This is a genomic window from Oceanobacillus sp. MO10714A (assembly GCF_037072045.1).
Lineage (GTDB): Bacteria > Bacillota > Bacilli > Bacillales > Amphibacillaceae > Oceanobacillus > Oceanobacillus indicireducens.
The window spans coordinates 20577-27018 of the sequence record NZ_JAXHDC010000044.1 but is presented as its reverse complement, the minus strand read 5'-3'; the positions used below and the strand labels follow the sequence as shown (position 1 = coordinate 27018).

6 protein-coding genes are annotated in these 6442 nt (G+C 39.7%); 4 read left to right on the top strand and 2 right to left on the bottom strand.

What is annotated here, in order from left to right:
* The 4 genes from SPD53_RS16205 to SPD53_RS16190 form a co-directional block, all read left to right on the top strand.
* Positions 1 to 1327, top strand: a 1327-nt coding sequence (locus SPD53_RS16205) for a histidine kinase (protein ID WP_336253178.1), incomplete at its 5' end; no start/stop codon positions are given.
* Entirely contained in the window at positions 1315 to 2046 is a 732-nt protein-coding gene (locus tag SPD53_RS16200; RefSeq protein ID WP_336253177.1) for a LytR/AlgR family response regulator transcription factor, read from the top strand. The genes SPD53_RS16205 and SPD53_RS16200, both read left to right, overlap by 13 nt.
* Positions 2047 to 2184: 138 nt before the next feature.
* Positions 2185 to 3633: a carbon starvation CstA family protein gene (locus SPD53_RS16195; RefSeq protein WP_336253176.1), complete on the top strand. Its 1449-nt coding sequence runs from the start codon at positions 2185 to 2187 to the stop codon at positions 3631 to 3633.
* A gap of 244 nt (positions 3634 to 3877) precedes the next feature.
* Positions 3878 to 4513 (top strand): response regulator transcription factor, encoded by a 636-nt coding sequence (locus SPD53_RS16190; RefSeq protein ID WP_336253175.1) that lies wholly within the window; start codon positions 3878 to 3880, stop codon positions 4511 to 4513.
* Between the two features lie 41 nt (positions 4514 to 4554).
* Here the strand turns inward: SPD53_RS16190 and SPD53_RS16185 are convergent, their stop codons facing one another.
* Positions 4555 to 5271, bottom strand: coding sequence for a YwaF family protein (locus tag SPD53_RS16185; protein WP_336253174.1), 717 nt, complete (start codon positions 5269 to 5271; stop codon positions 4555 to 4557).
* Positions 5272 to 5356: 85 nt separating this feature from the next.
* Positions 5357 to 6133 carry an enoyl-ACP reductase FabI gene (fabI, locus tag SPD53_RS16180; RefSeq protein ID WP_156856575.1) on the bottom strand — a complete coding sequence of 259 codons (777 nt, stop codon included), beginning with the start codon at positions 6131 to 6133 and terminating at the stop codon, positions 5357 to 5359.
* Positions 6134 to 6442 lie beyond the last annotated feature (309 nt).

The window sequence follows — 6442 nt, the reverse complement described above, 5'->3', positions numbered from 1 at the left end:
GAAAAAGCTAGTAAAGCTGCGTACAGCTTTCTTCATTGGTGCCCTTGCGGAAGCATTGCAAATGATCATTATCTTAATCGTAGCGAAACCCTTTGACCAGGCACTCGCAGTTGTAAATATAATAGGCATCCCAATGATTGTTGCGAATGGCTTAGGAACAGCTCTCGTATTGTTAATTATTAAGTCTGTCGTTTCCGAAGAAGATAAAGCGGGTGCGGTACAAGCGCAAAAAACACTACGGATTGCCGATAAGACGCTTGCACATATGCGCAGCGGGTTACATACGGTTTCTGCACTTGAGGTTTGTAAGATTATTTATGGGGAAATCCGGGCAAGTGCCGTCTCCATGACAAACAAAACAGATATATTAGCCCATGTTGGACTTGGTGATGATCACCATGAGGCAGAATCACCAATTAAAACAAAAATCACGCACACGACAATTGAACGAGGAGAGCTCATGATTGCTAACTATGACTCAATCCATTGCCAGGTTGAAAACTGTCCGCTCGGCGCGGCAATTATCGCTCCACTTACACAGCAAAATGAAGTGATTGGGACATTGAAATTTTATTTTAGCTCTGAAAGCGCTATCTCCAATGTGGATGTAGAGTTAATAACTGGTCTAAGTAAAATGATTAGTCACCAGCTGGAAATTGCAGCAGCAGACAAGGTGTTCCAGTTGGCGAAAGAAGCTGAGGTAAAGGCGCTTCAAGCACAGATTAGTCCTCATTTTCTATTTAATACATTAAGTACGATTACATCACTCATTCGAATCAATCCATTAGGAGCGAGAAAGCTGTTAGTTTCTTTATCCCATTTTTTAAGAAGAAATTTAGCGAATACGACGGAAACGCAAATTACATTAGAAGAGGAAATGCAACATGTCGAAGCATACTTAGCAATTAAAGAATTTCGTTTTTCAAATCGCCTAACGATTCATTATGAGATTGATCAGTCCGCACTTTCTCAGCGGATTCCACCTTTAACATTACAGCCAATTGTTGAAAATGCGATTATCCATGGATTTAAAGATAAAGAGAAGGATTGTTTGTTGGAAATTCATATCGACAAACAAGAAGAATCTGTTGTTATCCAAGTTATAGATAATGGAAAAGGCATGCCTGGAGATATCGTAGAACAATTCACGCAAGCCCCTGTTCATTCAGAGGAGGGGAGCGGTCTCGCGCTTTACAATGTGAATCGACGACTTGTCATGATGTTTGGTGAGGAGACGAAACTTCATATAGATAGTGAGCCAGGAAAAGGGACGAAGATACATTTTTCCATACCAATAGAGGAGGTTATAGAAAAATGGACAGGGTAATACGCACAATTGTCGTTGATGATGAATTATATAACCGCGAAGATCTGAAACACTTACTAGGGAGTTATCCGCAAGTGGAAGTTGTTGGGGAAGCAGCATCTGGTGAGGAAGCGGTGATGAAAGTCATCCAATTGAAGCCGGATGTTGTGTTTCTCGATATTGAGATGCCAAAGATGAGCGGGATGGAAGTGGCTAAAAGTATGCGCGAATTGAAAAATCCTCCGCTCATTGTTTTTGCTACGGCTTATCCTCAATTTGCAGTAGAAGCTTTTCGTTACGATGCGGTGGACTATTTATTGAAGCCGTATGATGAGGAACTGTTAAGGGAGACGATTGACAGGATTATAGGGAAAATTGGCCCTGTACGGGAATTACCCGCGAACCGGTTAAATGGAAAGCTGGCTGTGCAATCGGACGGGGAAATATCGTATATTGAACCGGAGGATATATTATATATTGCTAAAAGCGAAAAGTATTCTAATGTCGTCACGAAACATGGTGAGTTTGATTCGAATCTGCCACTGAAGGACTTGGGGAATAAGTTAGCTGAATTTGGTTTCTTCCGTATTCATAAAAGTACCCTTGTTAATTTACATTATGTACAGCGGCTCACTCCATGGTTTAATGGAGCTTATCATTTGGAGCTGAGGGACACAGAAGAAAGGCTCTCTGTCAGCAGGAATTATGTGAAAGATTTACGGAAGGAACTGGAAATCTAGCTGCAATCGATTTGCATCTTATATGTACAAATCTGCATCTTAATTCGTTTATTTTACTTCTTACTTAAAAAAGCATCTCCTTTTACTGAATTTGTCCTATAATTAGAAAACAAACAAAAACAAGAGGGGGGACTTTCCTTGTACACGTTTCTAGGAGGAATAGCACTACTTATAATCGGTTATTTCACGTATGGAAAGTTTATCGAGAAAATGTTTGGCGTCAAAAATGAGCGACCAACACCAGCTTATGTAAATAGTGATGGTGTGGACTACATACCGATGAGTACATCGAAAAACTCTTTAATTCAACTACTTAACATCGCTGGTACGGGGCCTGTTTTCGGTCCTATTATGGGGGCTTTATACGGACCGGCAGCATTTATATGGATTGTGGTAGGGTGTATTTTTGCAGGAGCAGTGCATGACTACTTAACAGGTATGATTTCAATCCGAAACCGTGGCGCTCATTTACCGGAACTTGCAAGTAAATTCCTAGGTAAAGTGATGAAACATATTGTGAACGGTTTCGCAGTCTTACTCCTGCTCCTTGTCGGAACTGTATTTGTTACGACTCCAGCAGAGTTAATGAGTCTGCTGACAGATGGAAAAGTAGCTGCATGGATCTTTGTCCTTTTCATCTTTGCGTATTATATTATAGCTACAGTTCTTCCGGTCGATAAAATTATTGGAAGACTATACCCTTATTTTGGTGCCCTGCTCCTAATAAGCGCATTAGGGGTCGGAATTGGTTTGGTCGTAACGGGTGCTCCAATTCCAGAACTTACATTAGAAAACTTCCACCCTGAAGGAGCAGCAATTTTTCCATTATTATTCTTTACCATTTCATGTGGGGCTTTATCAGGCTTTCATGCAACACAAACACCAATCATTTCTAGAACAACGAAGAATGAAAGAGAAGGGCGTAAAATATTCTATGGCATGATGATTGCGGAAGGTATTATTGCGATGATTTGGGCGGCAGCAGCGATGAGCATGTTTGATGGCTACAATGGTTTGAACGAAATTCTTGCTGCAGGCGGCCCGGGGGCAATTGTGAGTGAGGCATCCTTTACATTACTTGGAGCAATTGGTGGAACGATTGGGGTCCTAGGAGTTGTTGTTTTGCCGATTACTTCAGGAGACACTGCATTCCGCAGTGCGAGAATGATCATTGCGGATTATCTAAAAATTGCACAGAGAAAGCTCTCGAAACGTTTTTGGATTGCAGGTCCGTTATTTATTGTTTCAGCTATATTAACGCAAATTGACTTTAATATTCTATGGCGCTATTTTAATTGGGCGAATCAGTCTACAGCGGTTATAGCATTGTTTGTAGCGGCAATGTATCTATATATCGCAAGGAAAAACTTCTGGGTGGCACTTGTTCCGGGAACATTTATGCTAGTGATGATTATTACGTATATTCTTTCCCAGCCAATAGGTTTTAACTTACCAATGAATCTCTCCTGGATTGGCGGATTTATTGGAGCGGCACTCATCGTTGTACTCTTCTTTAGAGCGGCGAGAAAAGCAAGAGCAAATAATATCCCACTAGAAGTGGATGTTTCCGATTGGAAGGTAGCATAATTATCTAAGTCTTACGTAAAAACTCCTTTTAAGTTGAGTATACCTCTGCTTAAAAGGGGTTTTTTATGGACAAATATGAATAATGTTATAAATTTTTTCTATTTGTGATAAGATAGAACTAGGTAAAAATCAATGGTATAGAAGGATGACAATTTTATTATAGGAATTAATGTTTAGTTTCGTTATGTTTACTAAAAAGCTTGTAGGAGAATACAGCAAGCAAAAAACTGGGAGTTGGCAAAAGATGAGTGTTATATCATTTGTGATGGGAACAGGAGTTCATAAGGAAACTATTTTGGAAATGGTGAAAGAACGTCTGCAAAATGATGAAATATATGTATATAAATCTGCATTTATCGATGATTTATTTGAGGCGTCGATAGAAAGTGATCTTGTCATCCTTGATATGGAAGCATGTATTTCGATACGCGAAGTTACAAGACATTACCGTTTTAGCAATACGAAAATTGCGGTTATTTTATCTGATGAACAGGTGAATGCGATTAACGATTATATTCAATATGATCTAGCCGGTCTCTTCAGTGTTGATATGAGTGTGCAAGAGTTTGTGCAGGGAATTGAATATATCCGTAAAGGTAAGACCTATATTCATCCTATTGTTGCAGTAGTCTTGTTTGAGAAGTATAGGCAGATTACTCAAGGGGAAATCCACCGACCGATTGGTTTATTAACTCGCAGAGAATGGGAAATATTAGGGGAGCTCGTACAAGGTTTTCAAAATGGAGAGATTGCGGCAAACTTAGATATTTCGGATAAGACGGTAAAAAATCATATCACATCTATATTAAGTAAGCTCGGCGTAAAAGATCGAACGAATGCAGTCCTATTAGCATTAAAAGAACGTTGGTTTTATTTGTGAAAAGTTCCCAATTGCCATAGAAAGGCGCATTGGGAATTTTTTCATTTTTGTTGCAATGGGCGATAACTGAGGAATTGCAGGAAGAACACGATAAAGCAAACAAATCCTAAGTTCAAACGATACCAAACTCCGCTGCCGAACCAGTCAAGTGGGGAAGGCGTAGTTGGCGGATGGGATAGATAAAGGTAATTGGCATTCAATAAAGTATTGATGACTAGGCCGACAAGCAATGCGTACATGACTAAGAACAGATACGTTTCAATCATACTTTTAAGTGTGATTGCTCCAGACTTAGCGGCAATAATTGCTACAAAAATTGCTGTTAAGGAGATCGCAATATGATGAATGAAAAATTTTACATACCGGAAGTTAGGAAAGTCATAGGGAAGTTCTGGAGTAAGGAGCGCTAAAAATGCCGGGATAAGCCCAATGTAGAATGTAATAACCATGAGCTTCTTATTTAACGTGAATAAAGCAGCTGCACCAACTAAACCAGCAATCCCGCAGAGATGAAAAGGAAGATTATGCACCCAGATTCCATGAATGGCTGTCCAGATTTGATATGTAATCTCGCAACCGAGCAAGAGTGTGAATAATGTCCAACGAATTGTTTCGAACAGCCGCTTTTTCGAGCGGATATGATGATGATAAAATAATAGCAAGAATGCACCGCTTGCATATAGAAACAGCATGAATAAATGACTCGGTCCAAAAGGGATGAATTTCTCTCCTCCAACCGTTAAAAACCATTCCGCCATTGCACCTTCTCCTTTTCAAGGATAATGATAGAAGAAAGACGCTTTTGCTTAGATTGCATAAAAGCGTCTCGGTTGTTATCTTTATTTAACCTCCAATAATATGGAAGCCGGAATCTACGTGTAATACTTCTCCAGTTACACCTCTAGCAAGATCACTTAGGAAGAATAAGGTAGCATCTCCTACCTGATCTTGATCGACGTTACGTCGAAGTGGTGCTTTTTCAACAATGACATTCGCCTTCTCGTTAAACCCGGATACACCCTTGGCTGATAGGGTACGAATTGGACCTGCAGAAATAGCATTCACCCGAATATCATATTTACCCATATCTTCTGCTAAGTAACGTACGCTTGCTTCAAGGGATGCTTTAGCGACTCCCATAATATTATAATTCGGGATGACTCGCTCGGCGCCGAGATACGTTTGGGTAATGATACTTCCTCCCTCTGTCATTAATTCTTTCGCCGCTTTTGTAACAGCTACTAAGGAATATGCACTAATCTCGTGGGCGAGCAAATACCCGTCACGTGATGTATCCGCGTATTCGCCTTTCAATTCCTCCCGCTTAGCAAATGCAACCGAGTGAACAAGTCCATGAATGACTCCGACGTTATCTTTGATTTCTTGAAAAGCTTCTTGAATACTTTCATCACTCGAGACATCAAGTGAAACCATTAGTTTGGAAGGAATGTCATGTTCCTCTAATAGCTTCTCTAACTTTTTCTTGGAACGCTCCTGTCTGTTTGTGAAAATTAAGTTTGCTCCTTCGCGGTGAAGGGACTTAGTAATTCCCCAAGCAATACTTCTCTCATTTGCAACTCCCATTACAACAATATTTTTATCCTTTAATAAGCCTGCCATGGTATACCTCCAAAAATCTGTTTTTTCTATTATACCTTATGTTTTGTGTTAGAGAAACTGAAATTGTAGTTTATATCTTAATAGCTGGTCCTAATTAAGAGTATCTTTGCAGCTTGAGTATAGATCATGCTGGTTGTGGTCACTGGAAAGGTTCATTGGTTATCATACACATGAATAATAAAAGAGATAAAGGAGATAGAGAAGCATGCTAAAAAGTCTGGATAAATAACTGCCGGAAAGGGTTTAGACTATTTGAAAGAGAAAAACTTTATTTTCCCCCTTTACAAAAGGAGGAATACTAGCTATAAT